Source organism: Vibrio sinaloensis (assembly GCF_000808535.1).
In the GTDB taxonomy this organism is placed as follows: domain Bacteria; phylum Pseudomonadota; class Gammaproteobacteria; order Enterobacterales; family Vibrionaceae; genus Vibrio; species Vibrio sinaloensis_D.
The window spans coordinates 96,944-117,578 of the sequence record NZ_JWLV01000001.1 but is presented as its reverse complement, the minus strand read 5'-3'; the positions used below and the strand labels follow the sequence as shown (position 1 = coordinate 117,578).

General features: G+C 46.7%; 16 protein-coding genes. 8 read left to right on the top strand and 8 right to left on the bottom strand.

Going from position 1 to position 20,635, the window contains the following annotated elements:
• Positions 1-34 precede the first annotated feature (34 nt).
• The 5 genes from ylqF to cqsA all read left to right on the top strand — a co-directional run bounded on the left by ylqF (position 35) and on the right by cqsA (position 6,413).
• Positions 35-970, top strand: a complete 936-nt coding sequence (gene ylqF / locus RJ47_RS00560; RefSeq protein ID WP_005471371.1) for a ribosome biogenesis GTPase YlqF — start codon at positions 35-37, stop codon at positions 968-970.
• Positions 971-1,065: 95 nt separating this feature from the next.
• Positions 1,066-2,049: a CobW family GTP-binding protein gene (locus RJ47_RS00555; protein WP_039480413.1), complete on the top strand. Its 984-nt coding sequence runs from the start codon at positions 1,066-1,068 to the stop codon at positions 2,047-2,049.
• Positions 2,050-2,460: 411 nt separating this feature from the next.
• Entirely contained in the window at positions 2,461-3,861 is a 1,401-nt protein-coding gene (gene clcA, locus RJ47_RS00550; protein ID WP_005471274.1) for a H(+)/Cl(-) exchange transporter ClcA, read from the top strand.
• Between the two features lie 112 nt (positions 3,862-3,973).
• Positions 3,974-4,948 carry a TDT family transporter gene (locus tag RJ47_RS00545; RefSeq protein ID WP_039480410.1) on the top strand — a complete coding sequence of 325 codons (975 nt, stop codon included), beginning with the start codon at positions 3,974-3,976 and terminating at the stop codon, positions 4,946-4,948.
• Between the two features lie 283 nt (positions 4,949-5,231).
• Entirely contained in the window at positions 5,232-6,413 is a 1,182-nt protein-coding gene (gene cqsA, locus RJ47_RS00540; RefSeq protein ID WP_039480407.1) for an alpha-hydroxyketone-type quorum-sensing autoinducer synthase, read from the top strand.
• 31 nt (positions 6,414-6,444) lie between these two features.
• Here the strand turns inward: cqsA and RJ47_RS00535 are convergent, their stop codons facing one another.
• The 4 genes from RJ47_RS00535 to RJ47_RS00520 form a co-directional block, all read right to left on the bottom strand.
• Positions 6,445-8,514: a hybrid sensor histidine kinase/response regulator gene (locus tag RJ47_RS00535; protein WP_039480404.1), complete on the bottom strand. Its 2,070-nt coding sequence runs from the start codon at positions 8,512-8,514 to the stop codon at positions 6,445-6,447.
• A gap of 115 nt (positions 8,515-8,629) precedes the next feature.
• Positions 8,630-11,671, bottom strand: a complete 3,042-nt coding sequence (locus RJ47_RS00530; protein WP_039480401.1) for an AAA family ATPase — start codon at positions 11,669-11,671, stop codon at positions 8,630-8,632.
• A gap of 7 nt (positions 11,672-11,678) precedes the next feature.
• The gene (locus RJ47_RS00525; RefSeq protein WP_039480398.1) at positions 11,679-12,809 is read right to left on the bottom strand and encodes an exonuclease SbcCD subunit D; all 1,131 of its coding nucleotides are present in this window, start codon (positions 12,807-12,809) and stop codon (positions 11,679-11,681) included.
• Positions 12,810-12,943: 134 nt separating this feature from the next.
• Positions 12,944-14,029 carry a ketoacyl-ACP synthase III gene (locus RJ47_RS00520; RefSeq protein ID WP_039480396.1) on the bottom strand — a complete coding sequence of 362 codons (1,086 nt, stop codon included), beginning with the start codon at positions 14,027-14,029 and terminating at the stop codon, positions 12,944-12,946.
• 126 nt (positions 14,030-14,155) lie between these two features.
• On the opposite strand from RJ47_RS00520, the gene trxC reads away from it, so the two are divergent.
• Together trxC and RJ47_RS00510 are read left to right on the top strand one after the other, a co-directional pair.
• Positions 14,156-14,590, top strand: a complete 435-nt coding sequence (trxC, locus tag RJ47_RS00515) for a thioredoxin TrxC (protein WP_039480393.1) — start codon at positions 14,156-14,158, stop codon at positions 14,588-14,590.
• Between the two features lie 198 nt (positions 14,591-14,788).
• Positions 14,789-15,949 carry an MFS transporter gene (locus RJ47_RS00510; protein WP_039480391.1) on the top strand — a complete coding sequence of 387 codons (1,161 nt, stop codon included), beginning with the start codon at positions 14,789-14,791 and terminating at the stop codon, positions 15,947-15,949.
• A 54-nt stretch (positions 15,950-16,003) separates the two neighbouring features.
• On the opposite strand, the gene RJ47_RS00505 is transcribed toward RJ47_RS00510, so the two are convergent.
• The 3 genes from RJ47_RS00505 to RJ47_RS00495 form a co-directional block, all read right to left on the bottom strand.
• Positions 16,004-18,637 carry a TIM-barrel domain-containing protein gene (locus tag RJ47_RS00505; protein WP_039480388.1) on the bottom strand — a complete coding sequence of 878 codons (2,634 nt, stop codon included), beginning with the start codon at positions 18,635-18,637 and terminating at the stop codon, positions 16,004-16,006.
• Between the two features lie 253 nt (positions 18,638-18,890).
• Positions 18,891-19,277, bottom strand: a complete 387-nt coding sequence (locus RJ47_RS00500) for a nitrous oxide-stimulated promoter family protein (RefSeq protein ID WP_039480385.1) — start codon at positions 19,275-19,277, stop codon at positions 18,891-18,893.
• Complete coding sequence (locus tag RJ47_RS00495) at positions 19,261-19,791, bottom strand: GNAT family N-acetyltransferase (protein WP_039480383.1); 531 nt, start codon at positions 19,789-19,791, stop codon at positions 19,261-19,263. Before RJ47_RS00495 ends, RJ47_RS00500 begins: the two co-directional genes overlap by 17 nt.
• Before the next feature lie 106 nt (positions 19,792-19,897).
• On the opposite strand from RJ47_RS00495, the gene RJ47_RS00490 reads away from it, so the two are divergent.
• Positions 19,898-20,335, top strand: a complete 438-nt coding sequence (locus RJ47_RS00490) for a DUF4174 domain-containing protein (protein ID WP_005471294.1) — start codon at positions 19,898-19,900, stop codon at positions 20,333-20,335.
• Positions 20,336-20,363: 28 nt separating this feature from the next.
• Here the strand turns inward: RJ47_RS00490 and RJ47_RS00485 are convergent, their stop codons facing one another.
• Positions 20,364-20,609 (bottom strand): nitrite reductase, encoded by a 246-nt coding sequence (locus RJ47_RS00485; RefSeq protein ID WP_038137090.1) that lies wholly within the window; start codon positions 20,607-20,609, stop codon positions 20,364-20,366.
• Positions 20,610-20,635 lie beyond the last annotated feature (26 nt).

Genomic DNA, 20,635 nt, shown 5'->3' with positions numbered 1-20,635 from the left:
ATTGAGCCAAATTAAGAATACCAAGGTTACACCCATGTCCATTCAATGGTTTCCGGGCCATATGCATAAGGCTCAAAAAGAGATTGCAGAAGCGATTCCTCAAATAGACGTCATTATTGAAGTACTCGACGCTCGCATTCCTTTTAGTAGTGAAAACCCGATGATCGCCGAGCTCAAAGGTGATAAACCTGTTGTCAAAGTGCTGAACAAGCGAGACCTTGCCGATCCAGAGCTAACACAGCTTTGGATTGATCATTTTGAGAAAGAACACAATGTAAAAGCGATCGCGATCACTACGTCACAGCAAGCCGAAGTGAATAAAATCATGGAGCTTGTTCGTAAGCTTGCTCCCCACCGCGAAGAGATTGGTAAAAACATTCGCACCATGATTATGGGGATCCCGAATGTGGGCAAGTCCACCATCATTAATGCCCTTGCAGGTCGAACCATCGCAGTCACTGGCAACCAACCTGCGGTGACTAGACGTCAACAACGTATCAACTTGCAAAACGGCATCGTTTTATCTGATACCCCGGGTATTTTGTGGCCAAAAGTCGAAAACCCACACAGCGGTTTTCGTTTGGCCGCGACTGGCGCAGTGAAAGACACTGCCATGGAATATGACGAAGTTGCTTTTTACACAGTCGAATATCTGGCCCAGGCCTACCCTGAGCGATTACAGGAGCGTTATCAAATTGAAGACTTACCTGAGTCAGATATTGAGCTAATGGAAGAGATTGGTCGCAAACGGGGTGCACTGCGCGCCGGAGGTCGAGTGGATCTTCACAAGTGCTCTGAGATTCTCCTTCATGAATTAAGAGGCGGGACGCTTGGACAAATCACGCTAGAGCGACCAGAAATGATCACTCAAGAGCTGATTGAAGTTGAGATTGAAGCAGCACGCAAAGCAGAAGAAAAAGCGAAGAAGAAAGAGGAACGTCGCAAACGCTACCTCAGAAACAAGCGCTAGAAGACTTAAACAGGGCAGCACATCACTGCCCTTTTTTGATCACAAAGATTGAGTTTTTGTTATAGTGTAACAAAACAAACAATGAGAAGTTTTCTATGAGAATTCCAACCAACATCATCACCGGTTTTCTTGGCACGGGGAAAACAACAGCCATTTTGAATCTACTCAAGAACAAGCCCGAAAGTGAAAATTGGGCAGTGCTAGTCAATGAGTTTGGTGAGATTGGTATCGACGGCGCGTTAATGACCGAGCAAGGCGCTTTGATTAAAGAAGTACCTGGTGGTTGTATGTGTTGCGCCGCTGGTGTGCCTATGTCTGTCGCTATCACCGCCCTGCTACGTACCAACCCAGATCGTCTAATCGTTGAACCTACAGGCCTTGGCCACGCACATAAAGTTCTTGCTACGTTGACGTCAAGTCAGTTTAAAGATTACATCGACCTAAGAGCCACAATCGGCTTGGTAGATCCACGTAACCTTTCAAATCCAAAATATCTTGAGAATCAGAACTTTAATGATCAATTAGCCATCTCCGACATTGTAATCGGTAATAAGGTGGATGAATGTCATGTGGGTGATGTTGACGCATTTAACGATTGGGTTACCGATCAATCCCCGCCGAAAATCTTTAGCCAGCTGGTAAAGCAAGGTAATTTCCCAATCGAGTTACTTGATAGTCCGCGCCGAAACCCTACTGAGTCGAATGAGGTTGAGTCGCATCACCACGAGCATGCCGAACAAGAGCCGCAATTTCAGTTGCCGCCAAACCAAACCTTTGTCCGTAAAGAAAACAAAGGACAGGGTTACTTTAGCTGTGGCTGGATATTTGGTGCTGAAGTCGAGTTCGACTTTGATGACCTTTTCTCAGTTTTATCTGACCTTACCGCTGAACGCGTAAAAGGTGTTCTCAATACGAACAACGGCTGTTTTGCATTCAATGTTAGCAATGGCGTGGTTTCGGTGAATCAAATGTCTCTTGAAGGGTTTGAAAGCCGACTAGAGGTCATTGATAGCCAATTATTGCCATGGGATGAGTTAGAAGGCGTGCTAAAACGCATATCAAATATCAACTCTCTCTAAACGACAAAAGGCGCACCATTCAGTGCGCCCTATCCCTCGTTACTCAATCGTGAGTCTGCGAATCGAGTGCGACTTACGCCACTCGATATAAAACGAGGATTTTCAATTTTTATCATTGAATCCATCCAAATTGTAGGTAAGACACTATTTCCTCCATGCGGGTTGGTTCGAGTTGTCTTACCCTTTAACTATGGTTCAAAACCACCAGTTTGCAAGCTGGTCATCTCCCCTATTTAATCGGTTCTGTGATACCGATCCGATAATTAAATCCTCTCGATTCGCCACGAGTCTCAATAAATTGTCATATTTGAAAATCAATATTCCATTCTTGTCGCTATAGTTACGCATAGACCGGCGTATAATTTGCCGTAACATCATTTCCACCGCTTATCGTACGAGGCAAAACACTCCATGACAAAAAGAGAGAAATTCAAGCAGTCCCTACTCGCAGCAGTACCCAAGGACGCGATCAATCAATTTCTCTCCAAAGACAAAACGCCCGTTTCAGTCTTGTTACTTTCGATCATCGTTGGCGTTCTTGCTGGTTTTGTTGGCACTCTATTTGAGTTGGCGGTGCACTTTGTTTCTGAAACCCGTACCGACTGGCTGAAAGATTCTATTGGAAGCGCTCTACCACTCTGGTTAAGCGCATTTTTAATTAGCGCTTCGCTGGCATTCATTGGCTATTTTTTAGTGCATCGATTCGCACCAGAAGCCGCGGGCTCTGGAATACCGGAAATCGAAGGTGCGATGGATGGAATTCGCCCGGTACGCTGGTGGCGAGTAATCCCTGTTAAGTTTTTTGGCGGTATGGGTACCCTCGGCTCCGGCATGGTGCTCGGTCGCGAGGGTCCGACGGTTCAGATGGGCGGCGCGATTGGTCGCATGGTAACCGATATCTTTCGAGTCAAAGATGACGACACGAAACACAGCCTACTGGCCTCTGGCGCTGCCGGTGGCTTAGCGGCGGCATTCAATGCACCTTTAGCGGGGATTATGTTTGTCGTTGAAGAGATGCGTCCTCAATTTCGTTACTCATTAATCTCGATAAAAGCGGTCATTGTTTCTGCGGTTTCAGCCAATATTGTCTTTCGCGCTATTAATGGGCAATCAGCCGTCATTACCTTACCTCAGTATCAGCCACCGGAATTACCAGCACTTTGGCTCTTTCTCTTACTTGGGATTATGTTTGGTATCTTTGGCGTGGTTTTCAATAAATTAGTGACACTGTCACAAGACTTCTTTGCCAGAATCCACAAAAACGAACGTAAGCGCTATTTGATTACCGGTAGCTTAATTGGGGGATTCTTCGGCATCACTCTACTTTACATGCCAGAGATTACAGGCGGCGGAATCACCTTGATTCCCAATATTGCCAGCGGCGGCTATACCGCTGGATTTCTTCTGTTGCTCTTTGTCGCCCGTATCGCCACAACCATGATCTGTTTTGGTTCGGGCGCTCCGGGGGGTATCTTCGCGCCAATGTTAGCCTTAGGTACCTTGTTTGGCTATGCGTTTGGTCTGATTGCGCACCAATTGTTACCTGACTTGATGATCGAGCCCGGTATGTTCGCGATTGCAGGAATGGGCGCACTGTTTGCCGCAACCGTGAGAGCGCCAATTACAGGCATACTGTTGGTGATCGAAATGACCAATAACTACTACTTGATCCTGCCTTTGATCATCACCAGCTTAGGTGCAGTGGTCTTTGCCCAAATGCTCGGTGGGCAGCCGATCTACAGTCAATTGCTCCACAGAACTCTTAAAAATGAGAAGTTAAGACAGGAAGACCTCCCTAGCGAAGTGAAATGATAATTGCATCGCAACCGTTTGGCTTGTTATCATCTGCGCAGAAAAATCGGTAACTCGCAAAACCTTCGACCGATTTTTAGAGCATTTACTCGCACAAAGTAGGAATAGGTCGTTGAACTGGAGACGCTTAACACAATTTCAGAGTGTACCCCCATCGCAAGCCGCACTTGCACTGGGTGTTATTGGATTGGGACATGCGTGGTTCTTGTATATTCCTGAAGTTGGCGAGTTTGTGCGTCCCTATCTCGCCTCTCTTGGCGCGATATTGCTATTTCCTGTCTTAGTTAAATACCTCACCAATGCGAATACATTCATTAACGATATTCGCAATCCGCTTAGTGGCAGCTTGATGGCTCCAATGAGCATGGCACTACTGATTCTATGCGATTATTTAGCGGTGATTTCACCCGTTGTCGCCTATCCACTTTGGTTTGCGGCGTTATTACTGCACCTCACCATGATGGTGATGTTCTTTGGCTTCCAATTAACCAACTTCAAAATATCGAACATCGTCCCTAGTTGGTTCTTGTATCCCGTTGGGCTTATCAGTAGCTCACTGGCTGGCACTCAGTTTGGTCATACCGTATTCTCCGAAACCTTGGTGTCAGTTTGTATCGCGATCTATTTTTTCATGCTGCCGCTGGTACTTTATCGCTTAATGTTTGAAGGGATGCTGCCAAGACGCGCCAGACCCACACTTGCTATTATGGCGGCACCAATTAACCTGACGCTGGCGACCTACTTAGTGAACTTTCCGCAGCCAGATCCAATCCTCACCGGAGCTCTCGCTGGCATAGCGGTCACCATGACGCTGTTTATTTACTTGTGTTACTTCAGATTACTTCGGCTTAAGTTTCAGCCCTCTATTGCAGCGGTTACGTTTCCGTCTGTCATCAGCGCCATTGCAATGCATCGACTCACCAGCTTCTTTGAGCAATATCACCCTCAATGGCATTGGCTCCACCATTTTGGGCTGTTCGAGTTAAGTGTCGCGACTGGATTGGTGATTTGGGTTTCGGTGGGTTACATAAAAATGTACTGGCCTGAGCTGTTTTCTTCCGACCGCACTAATCAAGCGGCAAACTAGCCATCTATTTGCTATTTCTATCCTTTAACAGTTTCCGCCCTAGCCTGCTTTTGTACGCGTTTTTCTGAACCCGAAACGTTGCAAAAGGCTAACTTTTATCGCCGGATTTTCAGTAAGTTATAGTGCCGTAGCCTAGGGAAGACTTCCCTTATGCATTATAGTTGATATTTTTGTTTGTAACCTACCACGAAAATATAATTATCTTAGCTAGAAACATTATTAAATTTCATTCATATATTCTTTCGTCAGCTGGCGCATGGTTTCAAATAAAGGATATACGATTATGAATACGCTAAACCTATGCCCTCCATCTCCAGAATTCATCAACAAAAAGATAGAACATCACTTAGCGAAGCTCGTTAACTGCCATCAAAACGGTAAACATTTGGTGATGGGTGCCCAGCCCAACGATGACGATATTGTACTGCAAAGCAATGATTATCTTGATCTCGCGAACCACCCCGAGATCATTCACCGTCACGCCGAAGCCATTCTCGAAAAACGGCACACATCCGTCATGTCTGGCGTGTTCCTGCAAAGTGAAGATAGAAAACCTGCGCTCGAGCGCAAACTGGCAGACTACACAGGATTTAGCTCCTGTTTATTATCTCAATCCGGTTGGTCAGCAAACCTAGCCTTACTGCAAACCATCTGTGATAGCGAAACCCAGGTGTATATTGACTTCTTTGCCCACATGTCACTTTGGGAAGGGGCAAGAATTGCAGGGGCAGACATCCACCCGTTTATGCACAACAATGTCCGTCACTTACAAAAGCTGATTCGCCGCCACGGACCCGGTTTAGTCTTGATTGATTCGGTGTATAGCACAATAGGTACGGTTGCCCCTCTCATCGATATTGTCTTAATGTCGAAGGAGAATGGCTGCGCTCTGGTTATAGACGAATCCCATTCCCTTGGCACTCATGGCAAGCATGGTGAAGGTTTGCTCAAGAGCCTCAAACTCAGCCACCAAGTTGATTTTATGACCGCAAGTTTAGCGAAGACGTTTGCCTATCGGGCGGGAGCGATTTGGTGCAACAATCGAGCAAATGAGTGCATTCCATTTGTTGGCTACCCAGCGGTATTTAGCTCAGCCATGTTGCCCTATGAAATTGAGCGACTCGACAAAACCTTAGAGATCATTCGCCAAAGTGACCACCAGCGCGTGCACTTGCGCAAAATCAGTCGTTATTTGAAACAACAGCTGACGCAAATCGGCGTAACGATTCGTAGCGAATCACAAATCGTCACGCTTGAAACGGGTGATGAGAGAAACACAGAAAACGTACGAGATTTCCTAGAGAGTAAACACGTATTCGGCGCCGTTTTTTGTCAGCCAGCAACCACTCCTAACAAAAACATCATTCGTTTCTCATTAAACAGCAGCACCACACAACGACAACTGGACCAGATCATCGCTGCGGTTCAATCGGCCCGTCAGCAGCCCAACCTATACATTCTTTAGTCACGCCGACGTGCCTTCGAAGTGAAGGCACCTAAATCCAGTTGGCAATCTTGTCGAGCAAAACATCGGTGCCCGCGGGTTTGATGACATAGTCATTCATGCCCGCTTGTTGAATTTTATCGATGGCAAGCGCCGTTGAGTCTCCCGTGTGACCAAGAATTGGGACATTGGCATACTCACTGGCTGAATTTCGTATTGCATTGGCCGCCTCTAATCCATTAAGAGACGGCATTTCGATGTCCATAATCACCAAGTCTACAGGGCTTTGTTGAAGCTTTTCGATCACCTCATGACCATTTTGAGCTTGGATAACTTCAAACCCTTGCTGCTCCAACAAAATCGACGTGTAAGCACGTAGAGACTGATTGTCGTCCGCAATTACGATGGTTTTCCCGTGGCAAACACGTTTCTTTGGAATAACGCTTCGGCTCGGTTCGAGCTGTTCAAACAGAAGTTGATCAAGCACGCTATCGGGATCTTGCTTCAAGCGCTCTTTCTCAACCGGATAGATGGCCAGGTGGCGTTCAATATTGTCGTGATACGAGTGATCACTTTGGAATAACGGTGCGATGCGTCCTTCGGTAAAGTGCAGTTTTGCTTCAAGTTCATTCATTAAACTTGGCGTTTTGAGTGCAATATCGAAGTCGATAAAAATGACATCAAATTCGAACTCATATTCTTGTTTTTTACTTGCCGCCTCAAGGTCCAAAGTGACAAATCGAAACCCTTGGTAAAACGCGTGTTCATTTAAAATATTACTAAAGGTTCCTTGTTCGCCAATGAGAAGGATGGATTTAGACTTCATCAGATCGAGTTTGATCGACCCTACCGCATTAGATTTGTATTCAGGGAATGTGAGTGTGAATTGCGTCCATTCATCCAGAATCGAATCACACTCAATCATTCCACCAACCGCGGCCATCACTTTGTGACAGAAAGGCAGGCCAAGCCCGTAGCTGCCGGTCTTACCAAAGGTGTAGAAATCCTTGAAAATATGCTCGATAACATCAGGGGCAATACCGACGCCGTTATCGTGGAAAATCATTTGATTTTTATCATCGCGGCGGGTGAGCGTAATGACAATTTTAAAATCATTGTCAGCTTGGTAGTAAAACGCATTCTTGAGCAGGTTATAGAGCGCGTATTTGATTAAGGTATCACTGCCGAAGAAGTCGAAGTCTTGCTCGACAACCAGCTCCACCGCAGATTTGTCATGGCCGCTTTTGTAAGGGAAGCTCTCAAGGGCGTGTCGCGTGACCGTGACAATGGAGTGTTTCCTAAACGTAGACGTCGACACTCGATTCTCATCAATCGATGTTAACAGCAGATCGATAGCTTCATTGCCGTTGCGAATCACTTCATCAGCGTCGTCAAGAACCTCTCTGGCCATCGACAGTTCATGCGTAGATATACTGATGCCACTTTGAGAGCCACTTTTATCCGCTGGTAAAATGGCGCTCAATACTTCAATAGACGCCTTAAGCGCACTTAACGGGTTGCGCATTTCATGGGCAATACCAGCGCCAAATGATTTGGCAATCGACACCTTGCTCTCGTGTTCGGCTTGGTTTCGAAAATAGAACAAATTGCCGAACACATAGGTAAACAGGAAAATAGGAATATAGGGCCAAACCACATCGTTCAGCGCCTGATTCATATCGGCACCATAAACAAGCACAATAGCGATGAAAATGGACACCCCCGCTTGAGCCAACACAATCCGCGTTTGATGCACGAGCAAAATATGCAGGAAAATGGACGACATAAATGACATCGCCCAGATCGTTGACCAGTCGTTTTTCAGCATCATGTAGAAGAAGAAAAACGGTAAACAGAGCGTGATGGCAACGAGGTAGTAATACGGCATATAGCGGCGATAGTGCTCAGGCAACTGATTACGAAACGCAATAACGGCGAACAGTAAAGAACAAAACGTTCTTAATGCCAAACTTTCGTATGGTTGCGGAAATAGATAGCTCCATACGTAGTAGTATGTAGGAAACCCTAGCAGCCCCATCCAACCGACTAAGGTAAGGTTAGGTTCTGCGTACTGGTATATTTTGTTGACCGTGTCTTGGATTGCTACGCGAAATGCGTCCATTAATCACCTATCCGACTCGCTGACTATCTATATTGCTTTTATATTTATGGGTTTATTCAATTAACAATTAGCACATATCTTGGGAGCCCTCCATATTTGAGCTCCCAATCTTCCGCTAAGATGACACGAGTTTGATGGAGCTACCAAGTTTGGTTGGTTCTACGTCAATACGCAGTGTCATCTGCTCCTTTAGTTCAGAGACGTGTGAGATAAGACCGATGGTTCTTCCCGATTGCTGAAGATCAACCAAGGTTTGAATGGCCAAATCAAGTGATTCTGGATCGAGACTGCCAAAACCTTCGTCAATGAACAAGGTATCAAGACGAATGCCGCCGCTGTAAGATTGAACCACGTCCGAAAGGCCTAGCGCGAGAGAAAGCGCCGCCATGAATGACTCACCGCCAGAAAGCGTAGCCACATCTCGCGTTTTGCCTGTGTAGCCGTCTTCGACAATCAGATCCAAACCTCGTCCGGCTGCGCCTTTAAAGCCTTCGGTCTTGCGTAATAGGATATAACGCCCTTTACTCATTAGACTCAAACGCTGAGAAGCCTGAATAAGAACATCATCAAGCAATACGCCAAGCACAAAACGGTGTAAGCTAACGCGACTGCCTGTTTTGCCACTCGCCACATCGTAAAGGGTTCCAAATACCTTGTACTCGTTTTCCAACTCGGCATTCTTTTGGTGCAGCAGTGAAATATCTTCGCATACCTTGCTGACGCGCTCATAAGCAGAGCGAGTAATATCTAACTCAACACGAGCTTTTTGATAACGCGATTCGACCTCAGAATGTTGCGCATTCAGCGCCTCCATATCTGGTTCGGTTTGCTCTTTTAAGCTCTCGGTCAAGTTTTCTACTGTCTGTTCGAGTTTGATTTGCGTCTGTTGGTAGCCTTGTATCTCCTCTTGCCATTGCTTCAACTGCTCATCGTGCACTTTTGCAGCAAGAAATGCCGCTTCATCAGAAAACTGGCTCTTCTCCAGCGCCTGCTGCCAAGATTGAGCGTTACTGGTTAGTGCCAACGTCATTTGTTCGCAGTGTTCGCTGAGCGTTTTCACTTGCCCTTCAAGTTCGTAGTGCTGGTTGGACACGGCTTGGAACCGTTTCTGCGCAAGGTCGTGTGCATGGTTGATGCTGTCAATACGCTGTTTTAATTGAGCTAAAGCGTGGTCGACTACACTTACCTCTTGGTACGTTTCACCGATCTCTTTAGCTAGCACTGTCGATTGCTCTCGTAATCCAGTTAATTGTGCTTGCGTCGCAGACATCGCCTCTTTGAGCTCTGCAATCTTGCGCTCACCATTGTCACTGCGCTGGATAAGCTCTGTGACGCTTCGCTCCAAGTTCGCTAAATCAAGCGATTCGATCTCTTTAAGCTTGCTCTGGTTAGTTTTCAGTTCCTCTTCAAGCGCGACGTGGTCGGCTTGCGCAAGTGTTCCGAGTTCTGCCTCCGTCTCAGCGACTCGCTTTTCACTCGCTGCGATTAACGATTGCTGCTGCTCAAGGGAACTCATCGCCTGCTGCTGGGTATTCAGCGCTTGTCGCTCTTTGGCACGAGCTCGTTTGACTTGCTCTTTTGTAATCTCTTCGCCATCAAAGCGCGCTGGATTGGGGTGCTCCTCGCTGCCACACACAGGGCATGGCATATGATCTTGAAGCTTTTGTGCCAACACTGCTGCTTGAGCACTATGCCAAGCCCAATCGAGCCTATCAGCCTGTTGTGTGGCTTCCGATAAGGCTTGATTTGCATTCGCCAGCTGAACTTCGAGTGGCGTAAGCTGTTTCTGCTGGCTAGCAAGCTCATTTTTGAGTTGAGCAAACTTTTGCAGATCCGACATCGAACGCTGTAAACGAACAATTGCTGCTTCAACGGCAGGCTTCTCATGGTGCTGTTGCCTTGCGAGCTCAAATTTCGCCTTGCCCTCTTCTGCTTGTTGTTCGAGGTTTTGTTTGTGCGCGATGTACTGCGTTAACGTCTGTTGTTGCTCGGCGGCTAACGTTTCCAGTGATGTGCACTGAGCATCAACCCGCTGTTTTTCAGACAATTTGGATTTAATGGTTTGTAAAGCATAAAGCTCATCGTTGAGCGCGGGTACTGTCGCGACTTTCTCTGCTGCCTGTTTTTGCTGGGCAGCAGAATTCTCAACCTCTTTCTTAATTGAGGCCAGTTTCTCTTTCGCATTGGTGAGTTGATTCGCTGCCTGCTCAGACTGCAAAGCACTCTGCTTCCATTGGCTATGAGTAAAAGCTAAGCCATTGGCGGCTAACGCCATATCGACAAGATGCTGCTTTTCTGTAAAGCGGTCTGCCGCAGCAACATGTTCAGCCAATGATTTAGTGGCCGCGCTTAGTTCACTAAAGCGCTGTTGAATAGTTTGAGCTTGCTGAAGCGTTTGTTTTTGCGCTTGCAGCTGCGCAGCCGCATCGTGCTCTTGGGTTGTCGCTTGTTCTAGCGCGGCTTTTAACTGGGTCAGTTGTTCTTTAAGCTCAGCTTCAGACTCGGCTTCCGCGACCTTTAGCGCGCCACGGATTTGATGGTCAAATTCGTTCTTCGCTTTGCTTATCGCACTGGCTTTGTCTTTCAGCGAATACTCTATCCGCTTGTAAATATCGGTTTGGAATAGCTGGCCGAAGATCTCTTCGCGATCTTTCGAGCTTGCGAGCAGTAATTCTCGAAATTTACCTTGCGGCAGCACCATTACCTGACGGAACTGGGTTTCGTTCAACCCCAGTAGGTCAGTAACTTCTGTTTTTACTTGCGCCGTTTTACTGGTGATTAGAACTTCTGGCTCACCCAGTTGATACAAAGACGCCGTGTGCTTTCGTGTGGTTGTCCCTTCACCGCGAGCTTTAGGCGCTTCTTGCTCGGGAGAGCGTGTCACGCGGTAAGTCTTTCCTTGCAACGCAAAGTCTAATATCACTTCTGTAGGTACTGAGAGCGGAGCAAGATCACTGCGCATTTGAATGCCTTGACGCTCATTTCCCGTCGTTTCGCCATACAACGCGAAGCAGATTGCATCAAGAATCGACGTTTTCCCGGATCCGGTTGGTCCGTTGATGAGAAACAGCGGATTTGATCCCAATTGAGTGAAGTCAATCTCTTGCTTTTGGGCAAACGGACCAAAAGCTTGTAGTACGAGTTTAATTGGTTTCATAGTGATCTTACTGCTTTGTCAGTTGTTTGATGATGCCAGAGAGTGCGCTTTCTTGTTCATCACTGAGCGCTGAATCTTGTGCTTCTAAATAGAAATCGCGAAACATATCCATTTCACTTCTTGCCAATTTGGCTTTGGCCATCTGCTGTTCAACCCCTACTAACATGCCGGGTTTCTCAAGGTGTAATACATTTGGATAAACCGCGCGTAGTTTGTCCATGGGATTTAGAATCGCGTGTTTATCAAGCAAGCGGACCAGTAGATAGTCATCGAACTTAGGATCAGTTTGGCCAGCAGAGAGAAGTTCTTCCATCTTGCCTTCCAAGATACGCATCTCATGAGGCGCCGTTAGGTCAATGTGGGTAGACTGCTTGAAACCCGACTCATCCAACTCAACCAGCGTCATGCCTTTTCGTTGATGCTGCTCCGAGAAGCTGTATTTCATCAAGGAACCGGAATAGCGAATATACTCTTCACCCTTTTTCTGCGGCTGATGAAGATGCCCTAGTGCGACGTAATCAAATGAAGTGAAGTGCTCGTGACTGACGCGATCTGAACCACCAATGGACAAAGGACGTTCTGAGTCTGATTCAATGGCACCGTCTACAAAGCAGTGACTGATTAGTACATTCTTGTTTGAAGGTTGAAATTGCTGGCAGATTTTCTGAGTGAGCAGTTGATGAGCCTCATCGTGTGTCGACACCGACTGCTTAAAGTGGTGGCGAACTTGCTCTGGGTCGCTATATGGCATGCCGTAGAATGCAACGGGACCAATCTCTGACTCAATAACAACCGGGGTTAGCATCTGCTCAAAGTCAGACAGAATGTGAAGCCCTGCACTTTTCATTCGGCCAGAGCCAAAACCGAGTCGCTGAGCACCGTCGTGGTTGCCCGGAATTAAGATGATTGGCAGATTTAACTCACCACACACTTGATTGACGAAGCGGTTCATGACTTCTATCGCGGCGGTTGGTGGTACTGAGCGATCGTAAATATCGCCCGCGACGACTAACGCATCGACTGGATTTTGCTTGATGTAATCGACGATTTGGTTAAGAACAACCACTTGATCGTCGAGTAATGAAACGTTGTGGAATTGTCGACCTAAATGCCAATCTGAGGTGTGCAGAAACTTCATGAACGCCCTTTATCATTCTTATGATTTGCGCTCTATGATACTGTCTTCTTTACGGTTATGCCTCCGCTTTTTCTTTGCTAGTCGCGTAAAAAAGCCGCGAATGATACGCGGCTTTCCGTTTTAAGACGTGGCTTTTACTCTGCGCGGCGATGGCAAAACTCAATCGCCGTTTTAAGCAATTCAAGCGCGGTTTTATCGCAATCAGGCAATACCGCATCACTTTGTGAAATCGGCGTCACTCGCTCACCCCACTTAATGTGGCCTGCGCCCCAAGTGAGACCCGCACCAAATGCGGCAAGTAGTAAATTGTCGCCCGGTTTAACAACGCCTTGCTCCAAAGATTCACACAGTGCAATCGGAACCGTAGCAGCAGAGGTGTTGCCATACTTCTGGATATTGACGAAGGCTTTATCTTGGCTGATTCCAGACATATCACACAGTGTTTGAATAATGCGAATATTCGCTTGGTGTGGGATGACCACATCAATGTCATCGGTGGCTAGCTGACTTCTCGACAGAACACTGTGAGCCGCTGCGCCCATGCCTTTAACGGCGCGTTTAAAAATCTCTTTACCAACAAAGTTGAAGTCCCAATGTCCATTGTCTGCGGCAAAACGGTCCATTGATGTGCCAAATTTTGGTACCGCAAGAATATCGCGTCCTGCCGAGTCACACCCGAGCTGTGCATGTTGCAAGCCGACTTGTTGCTCAGTGCGCGAAAGCACGACTGCACCAGCACCGTCACCAAACAATACAGCGGTGTCACGCTTCGTCCAGTCAATGTAGAAAGAAAGACGCTCTGCACCGATCACGATTGCATGTTTGTAGTTGCCTGCTTGAATCATACGCGTCGCCGTTTCCAAGCCGTACACGAAACCTGTACAAGCAGCGTTCAAATCAAACGCTGTGGTCGCTTTCATCCCAAGGTTTTGGGACACTTTCGAGGCAATGTTCGGAATCAGTGAATCAGGAGAGCAAGTCGCGACGATAAGCAAATCAACGTCATCGGCGCTAACTCCTGCACAAGCTAGTGCATGTTTCGCGGCAACGGTCGCCATATCAGAGGTTTCGACGTGGCTAATACGGCGATTTTCGATCCCCGTTCTAGTTCGGATCCATTCATCTGAGGTATCGATAAATGTGCTTAGATCATCATTGGAGAGCGTAGCTGGAGGTAGGCACTTGCCCCAGCCAGTAATTTCTGCAAAAAAAGTTGTCATTCTGAGCCTTTTCGTTTTCTTATTTGAGTCACTCGACCTTTTCAGAGTATAACTAGCGTTGGTGGGTGGTGTCATCCTATTGAAACAACTAGTGTCACAGCAATTACAAATAGAAAGAGAAAAGTCATGTCTACATTTAATACACGATGCCCGTCATGTTCAGGCGTCAATCGCGTTCCTACAGAGCGAGTGTCCGAGAGCCCAAACTGTGGTAAATGCCAAACTTCATTGTTAGATGGCGCGCCAATTGAAGGGACGGAGCAAAATCTAGATGCGTTGCTTGAGTCAAAACAGCCAGTGGTAATCGATTTTTGGGCACCTTGGTGTAACCCATGTGTTGGATTTGCTCCTGTATTTTCTGACGTTGCCTCTGAACGAGCGCAAAGTGTACGATTTGTAAAAGTCGATACCGAATCTCAGCAAAATATCGCCGCTAAATATCAGATTAGAAGCATTCCAACCGTTATGGTGTTTAAAGATGGGAAAAGAGTCGATATGATTAACGGCGCTCTTCCTAAAGGTCAATTTGATCAATGGTTAAACCAAGCTCTACTGAAGTAGCGCACAGATTAAATTAGCAATCTAGAAAGCCGAAATGGGCGAAAATTTCGGCTTTAATTATTCATTTTCTACACATAGATAACGATAAGCATCTTTTATCGTCTCGAACAATATTTATCGTTTTACCTCTCCCCCATTTAACCCCATAGTCGCGCCAAATTCTGATTATTTTCGCTCCATCAACCAGAGGTCACGACGTTGGAAAACACCCTTGCTCCTGCTCCAAAAGCACGCATTTCTGTACCTGTTATTGCGCTTGCTCTTTATGCGGTAGCGTCAGGCTATTTAATGAGCTTGATTCCTTTAATGCTGCCACATTATGGCTTGGAATCTTCCCTTGCCAGTTGGTTAGCCAGTGTGTTTTACGCGGGTCTACTAGTTGGTGCTGTCATTATTGAACCTGTAGTCACCAAGGTTGGGCACAAGAACGCTTTTGTTTATTGTTTGGGCGCTTTTCTGTTTACGATTGCGCTGTTGCCAGCATTCAATCAATCCATGGTTTGGCTTTGTGCACGTTTTGTCGCCGGTATTGCGGTAGCGGGCGTGTTTGTGATTGTTGAGTCATGGTTACTGCACGGTGACGAATCTGCAAGAGCAAAACGCCTTGGATTATACATGGGCTCGTTGTACGGCGGCACATCACTTGGCCAACTTGGTATTGGCGTACTGGGAGTGACTGGTGGCGTGCCATTCATTGCCATTGTCACCATGTTATTGTTGGCGATTGTTGTTCTACTATTTGGTGAAACTGACCAACCTGAAAGCCAACACAGCTCACCGCTCTCGTTGAAACAAATCGCGAAGCTCAACCATGCGGCAATCATTGGTTGCATTGTGTCTGGCTTAACGCTTGGCGCCGTTTACGGGTTGATGCCTTTAGAGCTCTCTCAGCGCGGTATCAGTAACGACAATTTGGGCAGCTTAATGGCACTAGTAGTACTTGGCGGTATGGCGGTTCAGCCAATCGTTCCTTGGATGTCTAAGTATTTTGGCCGCACGTTTTTAATGGCAATATTTTGCTTGCTTGGCGTTGCTGCGATTGCGCTAACCGCGGCGTATTCGAGTATTCATGCGTTGGGTGCGGGGCTGTTTATCTTGGGTATGGCGACATTCGCGCTTTATCCCGTTGCAATCAATCTTGGCTGCGACAAACTTGATGCAAGCTACATTGTGTCAGCGACACAAGTGATGCTGTTTAGCTACAGCGTGGGCTCCGTGGCAGGTCCAGTTCTCGCTGACTGGTTTATGTCTGGAGAACAAGGTTTGATGGGCTACCTGTTTGCAACGCTGCTGGCGACTTGCGTTTACATGCTCATCGCAAGCATAAAAACCAAACGTCAAGCGGTCGCTGGCGAGTAATAAATCAATAAGGAGAACGCGATGTTCTCCTTATTTTTTATGCCCGTTTCACTTTCAAAACTCGAGTGTGATGGTTGTTTCTCCCTGCTCAGGTAATTGAGCGAGCTTCACATAAAGTTGGTCTCCTGACTGTTTCCACGTGATCACTTGCTCTGTGTTGCTAGAGATTCGAGAAACTTGTGCCTCCGCACCTAGACTCCAGTTAACTTCAAGTGCACGTGACGATGGCATACCTTGGTACTTCCCTAGCGATTCAATACGCAAAGTTGCACTCGAATCAAATACACGCGTCGTGATTTGTGTTTCCCGTTTCGCGCCATGCAAATAGTCAGTCGTCTTGCCATCGTCTTCAACAAGCGTGAAGGCATTATTGGCGAAGCCAAAGATTTTTAGTGTAATGTCTTGCGGCACTTCGCTGGTCCATTGCCCTGCACTACTCTTTGAAACAGGGATGATTGCGCCTTGCTTTGCAAACAGTGGCAGTTGGTATTGGTTGTTTTCGTTGTATAAGTCAATGGTCTTGGTTTGTGCTTTCAGCGCATCCATCTTGGTTCCGGTTCGGAAATCAAACCAATCTCCCTGCGGGAATGTCACAGTAACGTCTTTGGCATCAAGTTCGGCGACCACTGCACTCATCAACTGATTGCCGATCATCTTTTGATGCTGGATGTCATACAAGGTTGAATCCTCGCTGAACTCATAACTGACGGGCGCAAAGATCGCCTCGCCATCCTGATGGGCGTGATGAGCCAGAGAGTATAGGTATGGGATTATCTGGTAGCGCAGAGCAAGGTTGTTGCGATTACTTTCCCTGTCTCCAATACGATCTGGCGCGGTTTCTTTGCAGTTGCACAAGTTCTCGGTATGTGGGCGAACCGGCACATCAAACAAACTGCTGTAGGCAAACCACTGAGTGTACGTCTCATCTAGGGCAGCTTGTTTTTTCTCGCCAATTACCCCAAGTCCTTTACGATGAAATCCGCCAATATCTGACCCATAGTAGTCAATGCCTGACAACATCATATTGGTTTGTTGCCCAATGTGAGTGGCGAGGCTTGTCAGATTAGAGCCAATATCCGCAGACCACATCGACGCACCGAACTTTTGAATCCCCGTTGTTCCGGAGCGAGACATCATAAATGGCCTTTGGTCCACATCATTATTTTGGTAGCCCTGATAGATGCCTTCTAGCCAATAGTAGTTAAACAGGTTGTGAATTTCATCATGCGTTTGATCGCCAAAGTAACGAGCTTGATGATTGTACATTTCTGGTTCACCAAGATCAGTCCAATGCCCCATGATTCCCATATCAATCAGTGGCTGACGCTTCCAATCGTGCCAATAGCCGTTTACCTCTGGGTTCGACCAATCAATCATGCCGCCTTTCCCCCACCAGCTGCCTCCCCCATGAGGGTTCACATTGGCACCTAACCCTGTCTCCGGGTCTTTGGCGAGATAGCCTTTTTCTTCGAGCGCTTTAAATTCATCAAGTCCCTGACTGACATAGCTCTCTTCAATCAGCACCATCCCGATTCCTTGCTGTTTGAGCTTGGCTATTTTTTGTTCGGGCTGTGGAAAGTTTTCTCCATCCCAGGTAAGAGAGCCCATCTGGCTGTCTGGATCGTTGCCACTCACATTACCGAACCACTGAAGATCCATAACGAACCCATCAATAGGGAACTGGTTGTCGCGCAGTGTCGCGAGCTTGCTATCCATTTCAGCCCAATTATCAAATCCGTACTCTGACAGCCACATACCAAACATCTTTCTCGGCGGCACGAGAGGTTTGCCAGACAGCTGCATAAACTGCTTACGCAGCTCTTTTTGTTTAGGAGCGACCATAACGATGATTTCACTGGCTCCTTTTGAGGCTTTTACATTTATCTCTTGGCCATCGAACTGCCATTCCGAACTGTAAAGGTTGTTGAGATAGAGCGCGAAATCACTCTGCGTTGGGCTCGCACCATAAAGAATAGGAATAATAGTGTTACCAGTCGCACCACCATTGAATCCTTCCATTTTGTTGCCCGCGTGGCGTGTTCGTTGGTTCCATCTTCCATCTAAGTTGCCCGCTTTTTGAAACTCTTGACCGAGTCCGTGGTAGTGATAGTAATGATCAGTGTGGAGGGTGAAGCCTGTCGATTGCGCTGGGCAAACCTGATTAACTTCGCTGCCTTGCTTATCTTGAATCTTAACGCACAAGGTCGTCGGTTCAACGGCAACAACCAATGAACTGGTCGCCCACTGGTACTTGCCCAATTTATCCAAACTTGAGAGTGTTAGAGCGCTCATATCGAGTAACTTTTGCTGCATAGGAACTTGCTCGTGACCAAAGCGCACCCGCAACGTATTGTCAGCGACAAACTCCAGCGATAGCACTTGCGGAGCAACCAACGCTTTTTGCTTTAACTCCTGGTAGAGTTCGTTACTAAGTTCGCGATTTAAGCGAGTAGAAATGGCCGATTTGAATGCCTCCTCCGAGTAGTAAGACTCGCCATAGAGTGGCTTAAGCGACTTTACGAGATCCCTCTGTTTCATCTGCTTAGCGAGACGAAATACATCGGCAGCATTAAGCTGATAGCTCGCTGTTCCCTCAAAATACTCTGTCGTAGAAACCTGCTCGGTATTCGTACACCCCGCTAGTATAGCGGTCATTAAAGCGCCGTATAACACCGTTTTTCTTCGCATTGTAAACTCCAATAATTCAGTAATTTAGAACCAGTTTACTCAGTCGATATCAGTTGGAAAAATAGGCTATAGCTAGTGTCATATAGGAAAAATATATATCACACCCACTCTTTACCCTTTGCTTTGGTAATACCTATAGAGAGATGCATTCAACAAGGTGATGTTTTGTGAGCTAGCCAGCGATGTGCGTGAAGCGGCGCGGCGTATAACATTGCGACTTAGAAGCGAAGAGAGAGTAAAGTTGTTGAGCCGACTATTTTTGACGCCGCTTGGCTCGGTTTGACATCTTGTTTAGCGGCCTTTCCGGAGCTGCCCGGCGTTCCAACAAAAGATGACGAATTGAGAGAATTGGATGAGGTAGAAGCATTCTAGGCCCCGAGTATCGCATAACGGCTTTCATTGCTGCTTTGGGCTGGGGTTTATAACAGTGGATCGGGCACTTGTTGCACGTCGGTTTTTCTTGACCATAAGGGCAGCGGTCTAACTTTACCTCAGCGTAAGCCAAAAGCTCAGCACATTCACTGCAAAGCTCTCCTTTTGAATGGTGCTTATCACGGCAGTAAATCGCCATCATCGCCGCCACGGTTTTGTGTTCCGTGAGTAAAGCACCTTGCAAGATATCACTATGGATGTGTTTCATGGTTGATCAGAGGTATTCGATACAAGAGTAGATCAATCGTATCACTTAGTTTGCTTTCGACTTTGACATAGGTAAAGCCAAGTCGAGATAGTAGCTTTTGGCTGGCTATGTTGTCTGACGTTGTGATCGCAATCAGCTCATCGATTTGTGGGTTTTTCTTTGCGTATTCAATGATCGCAAGCGATGACTCCAAACCAAAGCCACATCCATAGAAGGTCGGTAAAAAGCCATAGCCAATATCGTATGCATCAAATTGGTCGCGCTTTATTAGTCCGCAAACCCCAATGGGCGTAGAGTCACTAATTCGCTCGACCACCAACAGACATACGCCATGGTTTCGATACATGGTTAAAATGTTCTCTTCAATATAGCGCTCGGCATCTTGTTTGGTGTGAAGCTGTTTGTCGCCGACAAACCTTTTAAAGTCTTCACTTGAATAGAGGTTTTGGATGAATAGCGCATCGTCTTTTGTCGCCATTCTAAGTCTCAATCTTGAGGTGTGAATCACTTCCATGTTGCGATGTCCTCTTACAATCAGAAATGACTGAGCTTAACACCTACAATTAACGTATAGGAAATGAAAGCAACAAAGCTCGGATAGTGCGACTAGGAGGCTCACAATGCGCGTTCTACTGCTTACAATGCTGATGTTTGGTTTTGTGCAAACGACCCTAGCATACCCAGCTCATTCGGAAAAATGGGCTCACAGAAGTGTCATTTACTTTGCCCCGACTAATGACGAACACGTCAAACAGTTCCTGCTCGAAACTCTGATGATAGAGTGCGAACTGGCTGAGCGTGACGTTGTCACCCTCGTTATTACCGAAGATGGATTTACAGTACCTAGTTGGGTCAGAGAGGAATTCAACCTTAGTGGTATGTTCCACATCTACGATGTTGTGCCGGGCGAACATACCGCGGTCTTAGTTGGTAAGGATGGCATGGAAAAGCTACGCTGGGGTAAAAAAACCAATTGGGACTCTATTAAATCGACAATCGATAAAATGCCACTTCGACAATATGAAATGGCACAAAATGCAAGCCCCTGTTCCGCATAGTCGTGGGCATTGTTGCGCTTGCGATGAGTTAGAGCGACGCGATCTCTTTATCTAACTGATACTTTTGATCGGTAACGATCTTTTCGAGCACTTCGACACGATCGGTCAGCTGCTCAACTTGCTGCTGAAGTTTGACGTTTTGGGCACGATCTACGCCGCTCTGTTGCTCTAACTCAAGCTGTTTGATTTCTTTGCGGTGAGATAGAAACAACTTCACAAACCGAGTTCCAAACACAGCGCCAAATATAATGGCAAAGATCATAACCAATTCCATAGAACGTTTCCTTATTTGGGGATTTT